The organism is Sinorhizobium sp. 8-89 (assembly GCF_030124325.1).
Taxonomy (GTDB): Bacteria; Pseudomonadota; Alphaproteobacteria; order Rhizobiales; family Rhizobiaceae; genus Sinorhizobium.
In genome coordinates, this window is sequence record NZ_JASKLR010000001.1 from 644,370 (window position 1) to 661,716 (window position 17,347).

Here is a 17,347-nt window from a genome sequence, read left to right on the forward strand (position 1 = left end):
TTGATTGAGATTGCGAATTTCGGATTCGGGATAATCGTGAGCGACTCAAACGATAACGGCGCGGCACAGTTCGGCCGCAATGAAACCGGGAGCAACGGGCCGATCATCCCGAAATCGGCAAACGAGGCCCTGCGCCCGGAAAAGGTTCCGCAACCGCCGAAGCGGTCCCGCAAGGCGCGCAGCCAGGTTGTCATCTTTCTGAATTTTCTGATGACGGTCATCGTCTTCGTTGCGCTCGCAGCCGCCGGCGCGGTCTACTATGCGATGCACGAATACGAAAAGCCCGGCCCGCTGGAGGCGAACAAGAATTTCATCGTTCGCAGTGGCGCGGGCATCAGCGAAATTGCCGGCGGGTTGGAGCGAAACAACATCATCACGGACAGCCGTGTGTTCCGTTTCGTGTCCGAGGCCTATCTCGACAACGAGACCTTGAAGGCAGGTGAATACGAGATCAAGGCCGGATCTTCGATGCAGGAAATCATGCAACTGCTGAAGTCCGGCAAGTCGATCCTATACTCCGTTTCTCTCCCGGAGGGACTGACGGTCAAGCAGATGTTCCGAAAGCTCGCCGATGATCCGGTGCTCGTCGGCGATTTGCCGTCGGATCTGCCGTCGGAGGGTTCGCTGAAGCCGGACACTTACAAATTCACCCGCGGCACCAAGCGTGCCGAGATCGTCCTGCAGATGGTCGCAGCGCAAAAAGCCTTGGTCGATCAGATCTGGGAAAAGCGCGATCCCGATCTTCCGGTCTCGTCTGTCGAGGAGTTCGTGACGCTGGCCTCGATCGTCGAAAAGGAAACGGGCCGCGCGGACGAGCGGCCACGCGTGGCGTCTGTCTTCATCAACCGCCTGGAAAAAGGCATGCGGCTGCAGTCCGACCCGACGATTATCTATGGCATCTTCGGTGGGGAGGGGAAGCCGGCGGACCGGGCGATCCTGAAGTCGGATCTCGATAAGGAAACTCCCTACAACACCTATATCATCAAGGGGCTGCCGCCCACGCCGATCGCCAATCCGGGCCGTGCGGCACTCGAAGCCGTCGCCAATCCTTCCCGCACGCCGGAACTTTATTTCGTGGCGGACGGAACGGGCGGCCATGTCTTTGCGGCGACCTTGGACGAGCACAACGCCAACGTGAGGCGTTGGCGAAAGCTCGAAGCCGAGAAGGCCGCAGAGGCGGCCAAGGCGGCGGAGGCGGCCAAGACCGCCGAGCCGACGGTGACACCGGCCGAGGCGCAGTAACAGGCCTTATTGTGGACGGATGGAGCGCGGCGCGGATATCCCTTGCGGGATCCCGCGCCGCCGACCTATTGCTTCTGCGACTACAGCGCCGCGTTCAGACGCACAAAGGTCGCTGCAGCACTTTGGATCGCTGCATGTTTCCTCAATCAGCTCTGATTTCGAGGAGAGATGCAGCAGCGAACGGAGGTAATGATGCCACTCCAATCGATGACTGGCTTTGCGAGGAGAGAGGGCAGCAGCGGCCGGCATCGCTGGGCCTGGGAATTGCGGTCCGTCAACGGCAAGGGGCTCGACATTCGCCTCCGCCTGCCGCAGGGGCTCGAGCGCTTCGAGCCCGACTGTCGGCGCCTTGCTTCGGAACATTTTGCCCGCGGCAATCTGCAAATCGGCCTCACCGTCAGCGGCGGCGAGGCCGCCGTGGAGGCCGTCGTCAACCAGGGTGCGTTGTCGGCAGTATTGAAGCTTCGCGAGCAGCTCGGTGATCTCGTCGATCCCGCGCCGCTGAAGTTCGACACGCTGCTCTCCATCCGCGGCATCATCGACTTCCGGGAACCGGAAGAAAGCGAGAGCGAGCGCGCTGCGCGCGACGCCGACATCCTTGCCGGCCTGGCGCGTGCCCTCGATGACTTGCGGTCCATGCGTGAAGAGGAGGGAAGCGCGCTTGGCCAGATCCTGCTTGCGCAGGTGGATCGCATCGCGCAACTGACGGCCACGGTGGAGGGCGACCCGTCCCGCAGCCCTTCGGCGATTGCCGAAAGGCTGGCGCAGCAGGTGGCGCTGATGATGGAGGGCGCATCCTCGCTCGACCGCGACAGGCTGTATGCGGAGGTCGCGCTGCTTGCCACGAAGGCGGACCTCAGGGAAGAGATCGACCGTCTCGGTTCGCATGTCGCCGCTGCCCGCGATCTTCTTGCGAAGGGCGGTCCTATTGGCCGCAAGCTCGACTTCCTGGCACAGGAATTTAACCGCGAATCGAATACGATCTGTTCGAAGTCGAACGCCGCTGCCGTCTCGGCCGCCGGAATCGAGTTGAAGGTCGTGATCGATCAGTTTCGCGAACAGGTTCAGAATCTGGAGTAAGACATGAAATCGGCGACCGCTTCGCCCATCAAGATCGCCCGCCGCGGGCTGATGCTCGTGATTTCGTCGCCGTCGGGTGCCGGTAAGTCGACGATCGCCCGCAACCTGCTCGAGGCCGATCCGGAACTCAGCATCTCCGTGAGCGTGACGACGCGCGCGCGGCGACCGAGCGAAATAGAGGGACGGCATTATTTTTTCAAATCGATCCGTGAATTCGAGGCCCTGCGTGCGACGGATTCGTTGCTCGAATGGGCGGAGGTGCACGGCAACTTCTATGGAACCCCGCGCGATCCCGTCGAAGCCGCGATGGCCGAAGGTCGTGATATGCTCTTCGACATCGATTGGCAGGGCGCCCAGCAATTGCAGGAAAAGATGGGAGGCGATGTCGTCTCGATTTTCATCCTGCCGCCGTCGATGGCCGAGTTGCAGTCGCGGCTGCACCGGCGCGCCGAAGACAGCGAAGAGGTCATCGCGACCCGGCTGGCCAATTCGCGCGCCGAGATCGAGCATTGGCGCGAGTACGACTACATCGTCGTCAACGACGATCTCGACCGGGCGTTCTCTGCCGTCCAGGCGATTGTGGAGGCCGAACGCCTGCGCCGCGACCGCCGCCCCGGCCTGTTCGAGTTCGTCAACGGGCTGCTGACGGAAAACCCCTTTTAATCCAAGCGGGGCGGAGGCATCTCTGACTTGGCTGACAAGATCATTTCATTGTTTCATTGAAACAGTGAATGATGATCTCTTTGAACTTGCGCAATTCCGGACGGAAAAACCGCTACACACTCTTCCCGGAATGGCTTTAACCACCGAGACAGTTCGCCAAGCGGCAAAATTCCTCGACCGTTAGCGTTTCGGCGCGCCTTTGGGGATCGATGTCGGCCCTCGCCAGCAGCGCCTCGCCACCCAGGCCTTTGAGGCTCTGACGCAGCATTTTTCGGCGTTGGCCGAAGGCGGCCTGCGTCACTTTTTCGAGGGCGGAGGCAGAGCAGGGGATCGGGTCGGCGATCGGCTCCAGATGGACGACTGACGAAGTGACCTTGGGCGGCGGCGTGAAGGCTTGCGGCGAGACGTCGAAAGCCATGCGCGCCTTTGTTCGCCAGCCACAGAGAACGCCGAGACGGCCGTAGTGGTCGTCGTCGGCACCTGCAACGATCCGCAGACCAACCTCGCGCTGAAACATCAGCGTCATCGACTGCCAGAACGGCGGCCATTGCTCCGGCAGCAGCCAGTTGACGAGAAGCTGCGTGCCGACGTTGTAGGGCAGGTTGGCGATGATGCGCACCGGACCATTGGCGAGCGTTTCGAAAGGGACCTTCAGCGCGTCCGCCTCGATTACGTCCAGCCGGCCCGGGTAATGAGCGGCGATTTCGGCCAAGGCCGGCAGGCATCGGGCGTCGCGCTCGATCGCCACGACCTTCTTGGCACCCAGCGCCAGGATCGCCCGCGTGAGGCCCCCGGGCCCAGGGCCGACTTCGATGACGGTCACATCATCGAGCGGAGCGGCCGTGCGCGCGATCTTTTGGGTGAGGTTGAGGTCGAGCAGAAAATTCTGACCAAGCGCCTTCCTTGCGTCGAGGCCATGACGCTGGATCACGTCTCTGAGTGGCGGCAGGCCGTCGAGCGCCGCCATCAGCGATGCGTCCCATCCGCATTGGCAGCGAGCTCCGCAGCCAGGCGTAGTGCCGCCAGCAGGCTATCCTCGCGCGCAATCCCTTTTCCGGCGATGCCGAATGCAGTGCCGTGGTCCGGCGACGTCCTGATGAAGGGCAGGCCGAGCGTAGCGTTGACACTATCGTCGAAGCCAAGCGCCTTGGCGGGTATCAATGCCTGGTCATGATACATGCATATAGCGACGTCGTAGGTCTCCCTTGCGCGGTCGTGAAACATGGTATCTGCCGGAAGCGGGCCGACGACATCCAGTCCCTCGGCGCGGAGCCGGTCGATGACGGGGCGGATGAGCGCGTCGTCCTCGAGGCCGAGTGCACCGCCTTCGCCCGCATGCGGGTTGAGACCGGCGACGGCAAGGCGTGGTGCCGCCAAACCGAAGCGGCTTTGGAGATCGGCGGCCGTTACCATGCAGGTCCGGTAGATCAGTTCCGACGTCAGTGCGCCGGGAACATCTTTGAGCGGAATATGGATCGTCACGGGAACCGCCCGCAGCTTCGGCCCGGCCAGCATCATGACCGGCAGGACGGGTGCCTCGGTCGCCTTCTCCGCGAGGTGCGCGAGGTATTCGGTGTGGCCGGGAAAGCGGAAGCCGGCTTCGTACAGCACCGCTTTCGCAATGGGGTTGGTGGCCACGGCCGACGCGTCGCCGGCCATGACGAGCCGCACGGCGGCATCGATGGCGCCGGTGACTGCGGAGGCGTTGGCGGCATTGGGTTCGCCGGCGACGACCGGAGCGGTGCAGCGGATCGGCAATACGGGCAGGGCCCCCGCGAAGACGGAGGATGCCTGGAGGCAATCGGTCTCCGTTATCGGCACGATCTGGCCGAGTGCCTTTGCCCGGTCCGAAAGCACCGAAGGATCGCCAATCAAAAGGAAGGGCGGCGTCGCCCGCGTCTCGCGCCTTGCCCACACGGCCAGGCTGATATCCGGGCCAATACCGGCCGGATCGCCCATCGTCAGGGCGATCGGTCTGCCGCTCGTCTTGTTCATGATAGCCCGTGTTACTTGTTGATGATCCGCGCCTTCTCACGCAGTTCTTCGAGGTACTTCGCGCTGTTCGGGTCTTCGCCGCCGGACTTCTTCTTGCCGAGATCCTCGGCACGGAAGACGATTTCGGCGGCAGTGTCGTCGTTGACCTGACGCTTCTTGCAGATGGCAAGATATTCGACACCCTTTTCGGTGACGCGTGTGCCGGTCGTCATGCCGTCGCCAGCTTTTTCGACGAGCGGCTTCCAATCTTCCGGCAATTGCTGGGCAAGCACCCGGCCAAGGCTGCGAATCGAGACGTCGCGATAATTGGCTGCGAAGGCCTTGGACGTTTCGCAACCGGGGAATTGCGAGCGCGAAGCGTTGGCTTCAGCCTGTCGTTTTGCGGTAATCGCGCCGCGCTTCGATTCCGGAATGACGAAGATGACCTGCTGCAGGAAATATTCCGTCGTCACCGGCTTGTTGCCGCCGCCTTCCATCATGCGCTTCACAAGATCGCCTCCGGACAGGCGGTTGGCATTGCCATAGCGGAAGTTAACGACGCGCGGCCAACTCATCTGGACGGCGATATACTGCTTGAAATGATCGACGCCGACACCGGACTGATCGAGGATCTTGCCGAGTTGCTCGGGCGACAGCTTGTTTCCAGATGCAAAACGCGCAAAAGCCGCGTCAACGTCCTGCGTACTAACCGATTGCTGGACGCGCGCGATCTCGGAGCGCTTCAGCACTTCGTCGATAAGTTGCTGCTTCGCTTCCTCTGCGCCGCCACGCTGCCGTTGAAGGCGAATGAAGGCCACGCGTTTCGCGATGTCGCCCGAAGTGATCACGACATTGTTGACGATCACCTTGACCGCGCTCGCGGCCTGTGCCGTCGCGCACACAGCGACGCTCAGCGTGCCGGCAAGCACCAGCGCCGACAGCGCCCTCAGGATAGATTTCCCGCCCATAGTCTTTCCTTGTCCGTCCCGCGCCCCATTTGCCTGCGGCCTTCTTTGGACCGCAAGCCTGCGCCTTCCCTACGTCAGTTGGAGGAAATGCATAATACATGCGGCCAAACGATGACAAGACCACATGGGCAAACCTTGAGCGTTGCACGTCTTCGCGACGTTCAACATCGCTACAGCCGATAGAGCAAAGCAAAGGCTACGGCGCCCAGGCCCAGAACTCAGTAGTAGTCCAGTTCCTCGAATGTCGTATCGCCAACGTCGATGTCGCCGAGCGTGCGGAAGCTGATACGAGCGCCGATCGACCAGTCGTTCGCCACTGAACTGTCGGTATCGCGCTCCTGCTGGTAGACGATCGAGAACAACGTATCCTGATCATCGTAGGTAATGCCGAAGCCGTTGCGTGATATCACATCGTTGTTGATGTCATAGGTCAATGCTCCGAACACCGACCAATAATCGTGGAACCTGAAGGCGGCGGCCGTCTGGATTTCATCCTGGTCGGAGGGCGATCCGTAAATCGGCTGCGCTTCGATGCGCGTGTAGGTCAGAGCCGCCTGCCACGTCAGGCCGAGATAGCCGACCGTCGCATCGGCACGGCGCAGATCGAAGTCGCTTTCGTCCAGTCGCCCGGAGAGACTTGCCATCAGACCGGAAGGCGCGTCGATGCCGAACATCGCGACATAGTCGGAACTCTTGGTCTCCAGTCCCGAATCCGCGCCGACCTTGACGAGATCGTCGGTTGCGAAGGAATTGAGCCCGCCAAGGTGGAACGATTGGCCGGCGATCGCGCGCAAACCGTAACCGTTGTCGAAATTTCCTGTGTAGCGGATGCCGAGATTCGCGCGCGTTCCGCCTTCGATACGATCGAAACCGGAAAATTTGTCACGATCGAAAAGGTTGGTTGCATCGAAGACGAAGCTCTGTGCGTCTTCGTTGGGGAGGCCACCGGCATGCTGTTCGTCCGGGCGGGCATAGATCTGCCCGATTGGCTCCAGCACGTGGCTGCTGTTCTCACCGGCAAAGAGAATCGGATAGCGCGCCTCGAGACCGGCGGTCAGCATGCGCCGCGTTGCCGCGTCGCTGTCGATGTAGTTACCCGTGTAGTCAGGGCCCGGGTCGTCCATGCTGAGGCCCAGGGCATCGCCGCGTGCAGCGAGCAATGGCGTCAGGACGAGACCGCCCGGAGCAATGAATGTCCGTTTCCATTCGAGCTCCGCTGTCAGGCGGTGCGAAGTGCCCTCGAGGCCGCGGAAGCGCTCGACGCCAAGGACGTTGATGTTGTCCAGCCGGTTGCGCTTGATGTTCGTGAGATTGACGTCTGCATTGAGTTCGCCGCCCAAAACCGGTTGCGGCGCGGTGTAGGAATAGTCGAGGACCTGCGCCGCCGGCTGCTGATTCTCCTCGAGGCTGTTCGGGTCGGCGTCCTGGATGTCGAAATAGAAGGCGCGCAAGTCGAAGTAGTTGCGCTTGCCGAGACCGGTCAGATGGGCCTGATTGACATAGGTCGTGCCGTCGAAGCTCTCCAGATCGTAGGTCTTGGCAAAGTTGGCGTCGGACTGGACGAGCACGTTCCAGCCAAAGGTCCAGCGCGGATTGATCTCGAATTCGCCCTTGGAAGCCACCATGCCGCGGTTGGTTTCCTCGGCATCGACCGTTCCGGGCGTGAACTGATCCTTGTCGAGCTGACTGATGCCAGCCACGTTCAGCGTGTGCAAGCCGTTATGGAACGATTGGCGGAACTCGCCCTCGAGCAAAAAGCCTTGCCGGGTCAATCCTGTCGCGGTGAGGGTTGCGTCCATATAGGGCGAGATCGCCCAGTAGTAGGGCACGCCCACACCGGCGCCCAGCTTTTGCGCATACCGGAACTTCGGAAACAGAAAACCGCTCTTGCGCTTGACCGTGTGGTCCGGGATTTCCATCACCGGAATATAGGCGATCGGTTTGCCGAAGAGCTCGAAATGGGCGTTCTCAAGCCGAATCGTGCGCGTCCTGCCGTTGTGGATCACACGCTCCGCCTTGATGTGCCACAGGGAACGGTGTTCCGGCTTGATATTGCAGGGCGTGCAGGCAGTGTAGACGGCCTTGTTGAGAATGAACTCCTCGCCGTTGCGACGTTCACCGCTTTCCGCCGCCAGCCGCGTCAGATCGGTCGTTTCGATCCGCAGGGCCTGGACGAAACCGTTGCCGAAATCGTCGGTGACATCCATCTTGTCGGCGTAGACGATGTTACCATCCGGTTCGATCAACTGGATCTCGCCGCTTGCCATGATACGCCCCGACTTCTGGTCGTAGACGACTTGACGGGCGACCATCTTGTAGCCGCCGTATTCGATCTGAACGTTGCCGCGCACGGTCACGGTTTCCGCGTCGCGATTGTAGACGAGCTCATTCGCGGACAGCAGCAGCTTTTCGTCAGCCGGAATGTTCGGCTGCAGCGAATCGATTCGTGCCGATGTGTCTTGCGCCAGGGCAGGCGCATTGATTCCCATGGCAAGTGTATGCAACGCCACGCCCGCGAGCAGGGTAGCATTGATCAGCTTCATGCGTTTGCGGTTGCCTACCGCCACTAGCCATCCTCCTGATGAAGTAGAATCGTCGAGCCCAGCGCCATCGCTACAACAACTGGCAACCAGGCTGCAACGAACGGAGGCACGATACCGCTGGTCCCGAATGCTTTGACAAGCACGGTGACGACATAAAGCACGAAGCCCGAGAGGATTCCACCGAGAATTACGGAGCGCGATTGGTTGAACCGGCTAAATTTTAAAGAGACGCATGCAGCGATCAAAGTCATCGCCACGAGCAATAGCGGCAGAGACAGCAGGGAGTGGAACTGCGTTTCCATGCCGTTGGTCGAAAAGCCGAAGGATCGGGCCACTTCGATCTTGCGCGGAAGGTCAAAAAACTGAATGGAATCAGCCTTTGCCAGACGCTCCTGCACGAATTCCGCCTTCAGATTTGTGGGCAGCTGTGCCGTTTCCTGACGACGGGGGAGCTTGCCGTTGCCCGTTTCGGTAACCCCGTTAAGAAGCCAGTAACCATCTTCGAGTTTCGCCGACCTCGCATCCTGTCTCAGGACGATCGTTCCCTGTGGATCGAAGTGGATGACGGTGACATTGATCAGCTCCGTTCCGCCCTTCTGAACCGAGCGCGCTCCGATGATCGTATCGGTGCCATTGTAGATCTGGCGCAGCCAGGGAATCGAATTCGTTTCGGCGGAACGGGACGAGCCCCACTCGGCTTCGAGCGCCTCAGCCCTCTTCGTGCCCCAGGCGGCAAGCGGGTTGAGGATGGCGACGGCGAGCAAGCCGAAAAGAAACGCACCGAGGACGAAGGGTCGAAGGAATTGCCAGACGGAAATGCCGGCCGCCCGTGTGACGACCAATTCGTAGCGGCGGTTCAGCGAGATCAATGCGGCCATCGCGGCAAAGAGCGCGATGAAGGGGACCGTCTGCTGCATGATCGTCGGGATGCGAAACGTCGTCATCAGCAGCGCGCCGCTCACCGAATAGTGGGGCAACGCCGACATGCGGCTGGCAAGCTCACTGAAATCGATGATGAAGATCAGCGCGAAGATACCGACGAGAAACCAGAACGTCGTGATCGTGTAGCGCTTGAAGAAATAACGTCCGAGGGTGTCGAGGATCATGATGCCTGCTCCCCGTCAGCACCCGCCGGCCGCATGAAGCGCAGCCGGACGAGGAGTTCGGACAGCTTTTCCCGCCATGTCGTCGGTATGTCGAGGCGGCGATTGCTGACAAGCTGATGAATCGCGAATGCCCCGGTCGCCAGTGGAATGAAATACATGAGCGGAACGAACCAGAAGGAGTCCTCGGCACTGTTTCCCGCATAGAACGTCATCCATCGAATGACAAGCGCTGCTCCGAGTGCACTGATCATCGGATGTACGCGCGCCTCTCGGTGGGAGCGCGCATCACTGCTGACCACCAGCGCGATGAGGCCGAACAGCAACGGGAAAGTCCACTCGGTGAGGCGGCGATTGAGTTCCGCTGTGAACGTCAACGGCGATCTTTTGAAGGCCGGATCGTTCGGATCGGGGTTGAGCAGGTAGAAAAGGTCGCGATCCTTGGCCCGGATATTCGCCTCGCCAGCCATCCTGGTCATATCCGTCAGGTCGAAAGCATAGGAGTCGAACTTGATGACGGAGACGCCGCCATCCGGCAGCTTGCGGTGGACCTCTCCGTCTTTCATCACCAGGGCCGAGCTCTCCTCGTCGACGGCACCCTCACGAGCGTAATAGACGAGCTCGAAATTCGGATTGCGCGAATCGGCAACGAAGATGCCTTGCAGGACGCCGCCGCTGCGGCGGGCGCCGACCTGCACATAAAGCCCGTCGGTGATCTTTCGGAAGGAGTTCTCCTGCACGACGGCGGAGAGCAAGTCGGCATGCGCCGTCGCTATCATCCGGCGCACCGCGACGCGAGAGTACGGCTCGACGAAGTTGTCGATGGCAAAGGACAGCACGCTCAATCCGGCCGCAAGATAGATGACGGGCCGGATAATCGACATGCGGGAACTGCCGGCCGCGTTCAGCACGGTCAGTTCCGAATCGGTGTTCATCGCGCTCAGCGTCTGTGTCACACCGATGATAAGCGCGAACGGGAGAATGATCGGAACGACAGACGGGAGAATCAGTGTCGCGAGTTTCAGGAAAGCGAAGATCGACTGACCGCTGTCGGTGACCAGGTTCACGTTCGTGAGCGCTTGTGTCGTCCACACGATTCCCATCAGCGGCAGAAGCGTTGCGAGGAACATGGTCGCGGCGCGTCGGAAGATGTAGCGTTCGATCAGCTTCATGTCCGTATCCGGTCCAAAATCCTGCTCAAGTTTCCGTGCCCCTCCGCCGTCACGACCCCGTTCAGTGGCTCGCTTTGCGCCCGGACCGGCTCTCCGCCGGCTGCTCCGCTCGAATCCGATTCTCGAACGGCAGGGCTAATATAAGGCGAACAACTGCAGTTAACCGCATGTAAACACGTGTGAGCATCTTGCCAAGCGGTTCAAAAGCGAGAAGGGTGCGCGCCACCACTTTGACGGTGGCCGGCGTTGCGAATGTTTGCCACTGTAACCGTCCGGTAACAGAGCGGGCGGGCCTAAATCAGAACTGCCCGGAGTGTTATATGCCGATGAAATTCGAGTTCGCTTTCAGTAAGTCCCATCGCCCGGCCGGCGGCGTCGCCGTCCTTCTTCAGGTCGCCGGTAGCAAGGAAGCGGCCGGTGCGACAGTCGTCGATCCGGAAGGCGTTTTGCCGAAGGCCGCGAAGATCGGCAAGTTCACCGGCAAGGCGCTTTCGACACTCGATATCGTCGCTCCTCACGGATCGCCGGCCGACCGAATTCTCCTTTTCGGGGTCGGCGACGCGGCGGTACTGACGGATCACGACTGGTTGAAGGCGGGCGGCGCGGTTGCCGCGAAGCTACGTTCCGCTGAAAAGGTCACGGTCTTTCTCGATGCGCCGGGTGTCGACGTCACGGGCAAGGCTGTGGCGGATTTCGCCCTCGGCATGGAGATGAACGCCTATTCCTTCGACAGCTACAAGACCAAGAAATCCGACGACGACTCGAAGCCCCATCAAAAGCCGATCAAAGTCACCATCGTTAGCGGCATGGTGATCGCCGCGAAGAAGGCGTTCGTTACCGCTCAGGCGATCGGCGAAGGCGTGTTCCTGGCGCGCGATCTCGTTAACGAGCCGGCCAACGTGCTTGGGCCAGTCGAGTTCGCGGCCAAGGCGAAGGAACTGGAAAAGCTCGGCGTCGACGTCGAAATCCTGACCGAGCGGGAGATGAAGAAACTCGGAATGGGCGCGTTGCTCGGCGTCGCCCAGGGATCTTCCAGGCCGCCGCGCCTCGTCATCATGCAGTGGAAAGGCGGGAAGGCGAAAGAGAAGCCTATCGCCTTCATCGGCAAGGGCGTCGTTTTCGATACCGGCGGCATTTCGATCAAGCCTGCTTCGGGCATGGAGGAGATGAAGGGCGACATGGGGGGCGCCGCCGCGGTTACCGGCCTCATGCATGTGCTCGCCGCGCGGCAGGCAAACGTTAACGCAGTCGGCATCATCGGGCTCGTCGAGAACATGCCGGACGGCAGTGCCCAGAGGCCGGGCGACATCGTGACGTCGATGTCCGGCCAGACGATCGAGGTGATCAATACGGATGCCGAAGGCAGGCTCGTCCTCTGCGATGCGCTCTGGTATTGCAACGATCGCTTCAAGCCGCAGGCGATGATCGATCTGGCGACGCTCACCGGCGCAATAATGGTGGCGCTCAGCAGCCACTATGCCGGGCTGTTCTCGAATGACGACCGCCTTGCCGAACGGCTGCTTGCAGCCGGCTCCACGACGCAGGAGCGCCTCTGGCGGATGCCGCTCGGCAAAGAATACGACAAGATGATCGACAGCAAGTTCGCCGACATGAAGAATACGGGCGGTCGCCACGGCGGCTCGGTGACGGCGGCGCAATTCCTTAAGCGCTTCGTAAGGGATACGCCGTGGGCGCATCTCGACATCGCCGGAACGGCGATGGGTTCGCCGACCGATGAGATCAACCAGTCCTGGGGCTCCGGTTTCGGCGTGCGCCTCCTCGACGAACTGGTCCGCGCGAGCTACGAGTCCTGATCGTTAGCGCGGCAGGTGTCCGGGAGAGGGCGGTATGACCGAGATTCTTTTCTATCACCTGACGGAATCGAAGCTGGAGGATGCGCTGCCGCCGTTGCTCGACAAGAGCATCGAGCGCGGGTGGCGGGTGGCAGTGCAGACGGTCGATGCCGAGCGGCGCGACGCGCTGGATACGCACCTTTGGGTCTATCGGGACGACAGCTTTCTGCCGCATGGTACGGATGCCGGTGACTTTGCGGCGGACCAACCGATCCTAATCGTCGCCGATCACGGCAATCAGAATGCTGCGACTGTGCGCTTCCTTGTGGATGGCGCGGAGCCGCCGCCGGTGACTGACTACGAGCGCGTGGTCTTCATGTTCGACGGCTACGATCAGAAGCAGCTCGACGCCGCGCGTGCCCAATGGAAGCGGCTCAAAGGGGAGGGGCACAACCTCACCTATTGGCAGCAGAACAGAGACGGGCGCTGGGAAAAGAAGGCCTGAGCGACCCTCTCGTCAAGCGGAAAGGCTGCCCCTCATCCGGCCCACCTTCTCCCCGCAAGCGGGGCGAAGGCGACTCGCCGCAACCTCTCAGTACTCTCTCCCCGCGCGCGGCGAGAGAGTCAGGCTGAGAGGGTCAGTCAGCGATGGCAGCGAGGAATAAACGACATTCTCAGTCGTGGAACGCCTCGACGAACTTTCGCCGGCCGAGCATGAAGGCGTCGGCTACGTGGCGCAAAGGTGCCAAGTCGACATCAGACTTGCCGGTCTTGATGAGCTCGGCAAAGCGCCGATAAAGCATCGGATATTCCTGCTCCGGCTCTTCATGCACCAGCTTGCCATCGACGGCCAGCTTGGCGCCGCCTTCTGACAGAACCATCTCGCCGGCGTCTGTTTCGGCGACGATGTCCCAGCTCTGCTTGCCGGTCTGGCGCCAGTCGAATTCCGCCGAAACGCTGAGTTTGTCGGCATCGCTGAAAGCGATTGTTGCAGCGATCGGCGCATCGCGATTCTCCGGAAACTCGAGCGTCGCCGACGTGATGAAGATCGGGCGGGGCAGGATATGCGTCACGATCGAGAGGGCATTGATGCCCGGGTCGAAGACGCCGAGTCCGCCGGCCGCCCAGATCCACTCCTGATTCGGGTGCCAGTGGCGGACATCCTCCTTCCAGATGATCTTGACGCTGCGGATCGTCGTCGACGCAAGAAACGCCTTGGCGGCTTCGACCGCCGGCGCATAGCGCGAATGCCAGCTGGCAAAGAGCGAAACACCCTTGGCCGCCGCCACTGCTTCAAGGTCGGCAACCTCGCTCAAGGTCGCGCCCGGCGGCTTCTCGAGGAAGACGTGCTTGCCGGCCTCGAGCGCCACATGCGCGGCTTCGTAACGGTATTGCGGCGGCATGCACAGCGAGACGGCGTTAATCGCCGGTACCGTCTCCAGCATCGCCTCGATGGACTTGAAATTGTCGATGCCGTCGACAGTTCCGTGGCGGCTCGCCGCCGCAATCAGCCGGTAGTCTGCATTCTTTGAAATAGCCGGCAGGTGCTGGTCGCGCACGATCTTGCCGACGCCGACAATCGCAATTTGAATGGGGGTCATGGTGTTTCGCTCGGATTAGTATGATTTATTCTCGATCCTTGTAGCAGATTGGAGGCAGCGGGCAAGCGCGGTTCCGGCGCTCCTCACGTCGTCACCCTGGTCACACAAGATGTCGGCGCCCCTTTGCCGTCGGAGCGAAAAAATGGTTTCGCTTGCCGACGATATCAGTACCGTAAAGCGAGTTGTTGAGGATTTGCAATGACACAACCCATTCGTCATGCGACGCGCGCCGAACTCGACACGATCATCGACTGGGCTGCGCAAGAAGGATGGAACCCCGGATTGGAGGACGCCAACGCGTTCTGGGCGGCCGATCCTGAAGGATATTGGGTCTCCACCGAGGACGACACGCTCGCAGCCGCGATCTCGCTCGTACGCTACGGTAGCGATTACGCCTTCCTTGGCTTTTACGTCGCTCGCCCCGCCTACCGCGGCCGGGGCATCGGCCTCGCGCTATGGAAGCGAGCGATCGCCGAGGCAGGTGACCGAACCGTTGGGCTCGATGGCGTCGTGGCGCAACAGGAGAACTATCGAAAGTCGGGCTTCGTCCGGTCGCATGCGAATATTCGCTACGGCGGCGTTGTCGACGTGAAGGAGCCGCCCGGCACAAACCTGATCGACGTAGCGCCCGTCCATGCGCCTGCCTTGATCGCGTACGATCGCGGTTTCAACCCGGCAAGCCGCGATGCTTTTCTGCGCGAGTGGACGAAACAATTGAAGACGCGCCGAAGCGTCGTGCTGCTGCGCGATGGGACGATCACCGGTTACGGAACGCTGCGTGCCTGCCACGAGGGGTACAAGATCGGGCCGCTCTTCGCCGACACGGAGACAGGCGCCGATCTTATCTTCCGGAAGCTCGCGGCCGAGGTGAAAGGTGGTCCGGTCTATCTCGACATTCCCGAACCGAACGTGTCAGCCCGAGCGCTTTGCGAACGCCACAACATGAAGCCGGTCTTCGAAACCGCGCGGATGTATCGGGGTCCGGCACCGGACCTTCCGCTGGGACGGATTTACGGCATCACGACATTCGAGCTTGGATGATCAGCTGATCATCGCCTCTTCGTATTCGGTTGACAGCTCCAACCACTGCTCTTCCGCCTCGGCCAGCTTCGCGGCTGCTTCCGAGCGTTCCTTGGCTTTCTGCGCGGCCTTTGCCGGGGCTTTCTCGTAAAGACCGGGATCTGCAAGCTCGGCATCAAGAGCTTGAATCAGTTTCTCCAATTTTCCGGTCAACGATTCGATCTCGTTGATCTTTTTCCTGAGAGGCGCCAGCGATGCGCGCCTGTCGGCATTGGCCTTGCGCTGATCCGCCTTCGAGAGGGCCTCGTCCGATCCGTTCACCTTCGCCTTGTCGTCCCTGGGCTTAGGGCCGCCAACGATCAGGCTGCGGTAGTCCTCAAGATCGCCGTCGTAGCTGGCAACGGTTCCATCACGCACGAGCCACAACCGGTCGGCGGTAGCCTCGATCAGATGCCGGTCGTGCGAGATGAGAATGACCGCACCGGAATAGTCGTTGAGCGCGGTGATCAACGCGTTGCGGCTGTCGATATCGAGATGGTTGGTCGGCTCGTCGAGGATCAGCAGGTTCGGCGCGTCGAAGGCGGCGAGCCCCATCAGGAGCCGCGCCTTCTCGCCGCCGGAAAGATCCTTCGCGGCCGTATCCATCTTTTCCGTTGCGAGGCCCATTTGCGCCACCCGCGAACGAACCTTTGCTTCCGGAGCATCGGGCATGCGCCGGCGAACGTGCTCCACCGCGCTCTGCGTCGGTACCAGATCGTCGAGCTGATGCTGGGCGAAGAAACCGATCTTCAGTCCCGGTGCGATCCGCACATCTCCGGCTTCCGCCTGAAGGCGACCGGAGATGAATTTCGCGAAGGTCGATTTGCCGTTACCGTTGGAACCGAGCAAGGCGATGCGATCGTCTGCATCGATGCGGAGATTGAGGCGCTTGAGAATGGGCTTGTTCGGTTCGTAACCAACCGCGCCGCCCTGAATAGCGACGATTGGCGACGCCACCTGCTTTTCCGGATCGGGAAAGGAAAAACCCTGGACGTGATTCTCGATCACGGCCGCTACGGTGCCCATGCGCTCCAGCGCCTTGACGCGGCTTTGCGCCTGGCGGGCCTTCGAGGCCTTGGCCTTGAAGCGGTCAATGAAACTCTGCAGATGCTTGCGTGCCGCTTCGTTCTTGGCTTTCGCCTTCATCTGCAATTCGTCGGCTTCCGCCTTCTGCCGCTCGAACTGGTCGTAGGAACCGCGATAGAAAGTGAGTTTCTTCTGGTCGAGGTGAACGATCGCGTTGACGGCCGTGTTCAGGAGGTCGCGATCGTGGCTGATGATGATGACCGTGTGCGGATAGCGGCGGATATAGTCCTCAAGCCACAGCGTACCTTCGAGGTCGAGGTAGTTGGTGGGCTCGTCGAGAAGAAGCAGGTCGGGCTCGGAAAAGAGCACGGCTGCCAGCGCCACGCGCATGCGCCAGCCGCCGGAGAAGGAGGAAGCCGGGCGCTGTTGCGCGTCGTGGTCGAAACCTAGGCCGGCAAGAATACTCGCCGCGCGCGCTTCCGCCGAGTGGGCGCCGATGTCGGCAAGTCGCGTCTGGATCTCGGCGATCCGGTGCGGATCGATCGCGGTCTCGGCTTCGGCGATGAGCGCGGTGCGCTCCTTGTCCGCCTTGAGCACGATCTCGATCAGCGGCTCCTCGGTGCCGGGTGCTTCCTGGGCAACCTGGCCAATGCGCGCATTTTTCGGCAACGAGACGCTGCCGGCTTCTGCCGAAAGCTCGCCGGTAATGACGCGGAAGAGCGTCGATTTGCCTGCCCCATTACGTCCGACGAGACCTGCCTTCGTGCCCGCCGGAAGCGTCACGGAAGCATTTTCGATGAGAAGGCGGCCCGCGATGCGGGCGGAGAGACCGGCGACCTGGATCATGCGGGCCTTTTGCCCGGACTTTTCCTCGAAGGCAAGGGGTGCTGCGGAGGCGAGAGCCGGGCTGTTCCCTGTGCGTCCCGGTTGCTGTTTTCAAGAGGGGATTGTTATCGAATCGTGGACAAGGTGTTCCGATAATCAATACTTCCCATCATCATCATGAGGGACCACATCTATCCGCGAAGAGCACTCCCATGCTCTTCCGATTACCCGGACCGGGTCGAACGCCATCGGCGAGGCCACCGCGTTCGAAGGAACACCGGTCCGGCCAGAGGTAGTC

At 61.2% G+C, this 17,347-nt stretch carries 14 protein-coding genes; 6 read left to right on the forward strand and 8 right to left on the reverse strand.

The genetic code is table 11. From position 1 onward, the window contains the following. The first annotated feature begins 36 nt into the window (after positions 1–36). The 3 genes from mltG to gmk all read left to right on the forward strand — a co-directional run bounded on the left by mltG (position 37) and on the right by gmk (position 2,985). Complete coding sequence (gene mltG / locus QN219_RS03145; protein WP_283997865.1) at positions 37–1,242, forward strand: endolytic transglycosylase MltG; 1,206 nt, start codon at positions 37–39, stop codon at positions 1,240–1,242. 192 nt (positions 1,243–1,434) lie between these two features. Then, positions 1,435–2,322, forward strand: a complete 888-nt coding sequence (locus QN219_RS03150; RefSeq protein ID WP_283997867.1) for a YicC/YloC family endoribonuclease — start codon at positions 1,435–1,437, stop codon at positions 2,320–2,322. A 3-nt stretch (positions 2,323–2,325) separates the two neighbouring features. Continuing rightward, positions 2,326–2,985, forward strand: a complete 660-nt coding sequence (gmk, locus tag QN219_RS03155; protein WP_283997869.1) for a guanylate kinase — start codon at positions 2,326–2,328, stop codon at positions 2,983–2,985. Positions 2,986–3,121: 136 nt separating this feature from the next. Here the strand turns inward: gmk and rsmA are convergent, their stop codons facing one another. From rsmA to lptF, 6 genes are all read right to left on the reverse strand, one after another. Beyond that, entirely contained in the window at positions 3,122–3,952 is an 831-nt protein-coding gene (gene rsmA, locus QN219_RS03160) for a 16S rRNA (adenine(1518)-N(6)/adenine(1519)-N(6))-dimethyltransferase RsmA (protein ID WP_283997870.1), read from the reverse strand. Beyond that, complete coding sequence (gene pdxA, locus QN219_RS03165) at positions 3,952–4,980, reverse strand: 4-hydroxythreonine-4-phosphate dehydrogenase PdxA (RefSeq protein ID WP_283997872.1); 1,029 nt, start codon at positions 4,978–4,980, stop codon at positions 3,952–3,954. The genes rsmA and pdxA overlap by 1 nt, the downstream gene beginning before the upstream one ends. Positions 4,981–4,991: 11 nt before the next feature. Continuing rightward, a complete protein-coding gene (locus QN219_RS03170; RefSeq protein ID WP_283997874.1) occupies positions 4,992–5,927 on the reverse strand; it encodes a peptidylprolyl isomerase in 936 nt (311 codons plus the stop codon). Positions 5,928–6,145: 218 nt separating this feature from the next. Then, complete coding sequence (locus tag QN219_RS03175) at positions 6,146–8,494, reverse strand: LPS-assembly protein LptD (RefSeq protein WP_283997876.1); 2,349 nt, start codon at positions 8,492–8,494, stop codon at positions 6,146–6,148. Continuing rightward, the gene (gene lptG / locus QN219_RS03180) at positions 8,494–9,576 is read right to left on the reverse strand and encodes an LPS export ABC transporter permease LptG (protein ID WP_283997878.1); all 1,083 of its coding nucleotides are present in this window, start codon (positions 9,574–9,576) and stop codon (positions 8,494–8,496) included. Before lptG ends, QN219_RS03175 begins: the two co-directional genes overlap by 1 nt. Further along, the gene (gene lptF, locus QN219_RS03185; protein ID WP_283997881.1) at positions 9,573–10,745 is read right to left on the reverse strand and encodes an LPS export ABC transporter permease LptF; all 1,173 of its coding nucleotides are present in this window, start codon (positions 10,743–10,745) and stop codon (positions 9,573–9,575) included. Before lptF ends, lptG begins: the two co-directional genes overlap by 4 nt. Positions 10,746–11,065: 320 nt before the next feature. Between lptF and QN219_RS03190 the strand changes: the two genes are divergently transcribed. Together QN219_RS03190 and QN219_RS03195 are read left to right on the forward strand one after the other, a co-directional pair. Continuing rightward, entirely contained in the window at positions 11,066–12,559 is a 1,494-nt protein-coding gene (locus QN219_RS03190; RefSeq protein WP_283997884.1) for a leucyl aminopeptidase, read from the forward strand. Positions 12,560–12,593: 34 nt separating this feature from the next. Next, positions 12,594–13,043: a DNA polymerase III subunit chi gene (locus tag QN219_RS03195; RefSeq protein WP_283997886.1), complete on the forward strand. Its 450-nt coding sequence runs from the start codon at positions 12,594–12,596 to the stop codon at positions 13,041–13,043. A 169-nt stretch (positions 13,044–13,212) separates the two neighbouring features. On the opposite strand, the gene QN219_RS03200 is transcribed toward QN219_RS03195, so the two are convergent. Beyond that, a complete protein-coding gene (locus QN219_RS03200; protein ID WP_283997888.1) occupies positions 13,213–14,139 on the reverse strand; it encodes a Gfo/Idh/MocA family oxidoreductase in 927 nt (308 codons plus the stop codon). A gap of 198 nt (positions 14,140–14,337) precedes the next feature. On the opposite strand from QN219_RS03200, the gene QN219_RS03205 reads away from it, so the two are divergent. Next, positions 14,338–15,180 (forward strand): GNAT family N-acetyltransferase, encoded by an 843-nt coding sequence (locus QN219_RS03205; protein WP_283997890.1) that lies wholly within the window; start codon positions 14,338–14,340, stop codon positions 15,178–15,180. Here the strand turns inward: QN219_RS03205 and QN219_RS03210 are convergent, their stop codons facing one another. Continuing rightward, the gene (locus QN219_RS03210; RefSeq protein ID WP_283997892.1) at positions 15,181–17,070 is read right to left on the reverse strand and encodes an ABC-F family ATP-binding cassette domain-containing protein; all 1,890 of its coding nucleotides are present in this window, start codon (positions 17,068–17,070) and stop codon (positions 15,181–15,183) included. Positions 17,071–17,347: the final 277 nt, after the last annotated feature.